The sequence below is a fragment of the Streptomyces sp. LS1784 genome, assembly GCF_020103755.1.
Taxonomy (GTDB): Bacteria; Actinomycetota; Actinomycetes; order Streptomycetales; family Streptomycetaceae; genus Kitasatospora.
Genome location: NZ_JAHSQD010000950.1, coordinates 1 through 1,903 on the forward strand (window position 1 = coordinate 1; position 1,903 = coordinate 1,903).

2 protein-coding genes and 1 pseudogene are annotated in these 1,903 nt (G+C 76.1%); all 3 read right to left on the minus strand.

Going from position 1 to position 1,903, the window contains the following annotated elements; translation table 11 throughout:
- A pseudogene (locus KS423_RS44540) lies at positions 1 to 423 on the minus strand (hypothetical protein); the annotation flags it as partial.
- Between the two features lie 67 nt (positions 424 to 490).
- Entirely contained in the window at positions 491 to 1,492 is a 1,002-nt protein-coding gene (locus KS423_RS44545; protein WP_224285379.1) for an SMI1/KNR4 family protein, read from the minus strand.
- Positions 1,493 to 1,648: 156 nt separating this feature from the next.
- Positions 1,649 to 1,903 (minus strand): DegT/DnrJ/EryC1/StrS family aminotransferase (locus KS423_RS44550; RefSeq protein ID WP_224285380.1); only part of this gene is annotated, 255 nt, incomplete at its 5' end.

The window sequence follows — 1,903 nt, forward strand, 5'->3', positions numbered from 1 at the left end:
CGGTGCCGTCCCGAGCCGCTCCGCCTCCGCCGCGATCGCCGCGGCCCCCGCCTCCTGGAGCCACTGCGGCGGGCTGAGCAGGAAGGAGGTCGCCTCCACGGGCCCGGGCGAGGGCTTCGCCGCCCCGGCCGGGTTGGCCGCCACCGGCCGCCCGTAGACCTCCTCGTACTGTCGGACCACCTCGTTGACGGGCAGCGCGGGCCACAGCGTGCTGGCGCCCGAGTCCCGGGCGATCACCAGCCGCGCCTCCCCCGAGCCGCCGCCCGCACCGCCCGTGCCGTCGGCCGCGCCCGCGGGCGCCACCGCCCAGCAGACGAAGCCCAGGTCGAACTCCCGGACCCGCACCTCGCGCTGCTGCGAGCGCGGCACCCCGCCGTTGATCCACTCCTCGGCGAGCTCCTGCGCCTGCGCGTACGTCACCACGCCCGGTTCACCCCTGTCCGCATCCTCTTCGTCCCCCGTTCCACCGACACCATCGCGACCACGTGCTTCAGCCCACCGGGACGGCCCGGGCGAACCCGCCGTCCACCATCAGCTCCGCGACCGTCTCCAGCTCCGGCGGGCTGCCCGCCAGCCGCAGCAGGAAGGCGTCGAAGTCCTCGCCGCAGGGCAGCAGCAGCCGGGCGCAGCGGTCCTCCGGAGCCTCCGGGGCGCCGGTGTCGCGGGCGTCGTCGTAGAGGTGGAACCAGACCGAACCGGCCCGCTCGCCGCGCACCTTGAGCGCGACCAGGCCGCCCTGCGCGTAGGCGATGCCCAGGTAGTCCTTGGTGAGGTGGTCGCGCAGGCACTTGTTGGCGTACACGACGTCCTCGGTGCCGTACTCCTCGCTGAGCGTCAGGAACGGCTGGTCGAGCAGCAGTCCGAGCTCGGTGTCCAGCGCCACGCCGACCGGGGCGCGGCCGCCGCCCAGCTTGAGGAAGGTGCGGTAGGCGTCGGGCAGCCGGTAGCCGAGGCGCTCCTCGGCACGCTGGACCAGGTCCTCGGGGACGCCGATCGGGTCGCCGCCGTCCCTGGCCAGCGAGAAGTGCACCGGCCGGCGCTCCTGCAGGGGGCGGGTACCGCGACGGGTGTGGTCGGCGGCGGAGACGGCCAGGCCGCCGTGGTGCCGCAGCAGCGCCTTGACCTCGACGGGGACGAGCTCCATCCGCCGCCAGCCGGGGGCGGCCCGGCCGACCGCGTGGTGCCAGGTCCAGCCGGGCGGGGTGGCGACGGCGGTCGAGAGGTCGGCCCAGAGCGGGTGGCCCTGGGTGTAGAGCGCGGCGTTGGCCGAGACGTAGTCGGTCAGCCGCAGCTCGTCCACGCCGAAGCCCTCCGGCGGATCGGCCACCTCGGCCACGGCGGCGGCGTACGGGCCGAAGTCCGGGAAGCCGTACTCGTCCACCCTGACCCCGGCGGGGTGCCGCTCCGCGCGGACCGGGTCCGGGAACTGCACCACCTGACCTGCGTACGCCGCGTTCGGTGCGGCGGCGACGCCGGGCCGACCTGTCGTCATCTGGGAGCCCCCACTGGCTGCTGCAAATACGGTGCTTGCTGGGCACCAGCCTAGGGCCTGCCTTCAACCCCCCGTCCGCCAGGCGGACGACGGGGGACCGAGGGCAGCTCCCGGTACCGGTCCGCGGCCCGGCCCCGCCCGGGAGCACCCCCGGGGTCACAACCGCCCGCCCGGCGCCTCGGCCACCCGCAGCTGCCGGGCCTCGGTGAGGTTCCGGTGCAGCGGCAGGCCGAGCAGTTCGCGGGCGGCCCGCTCGGCGACCGGGAACTCCCCCTCGCGATGGCCGAGGTGACGGAACGCGGGTTGCAGGTGGACCGGCACCGGATGGTGCACTCCGGTGCCGGTCCCGACGGCGTGCAGCGCGCCCGGCACCGCGCCGCGGCCCGACCGGGACCGGCCCGCACCGGGTAC

What these genes read in the sequence shown, in the direction of transcription:
- KS423_RS44545 (WP_224285379.1), bottom strand. Translation starts at nt 1,492, where the DNA reads ATGACGACAGGTCGGCCCGGCGTCGCCGCCGCACCGAACGCGGCGTAC.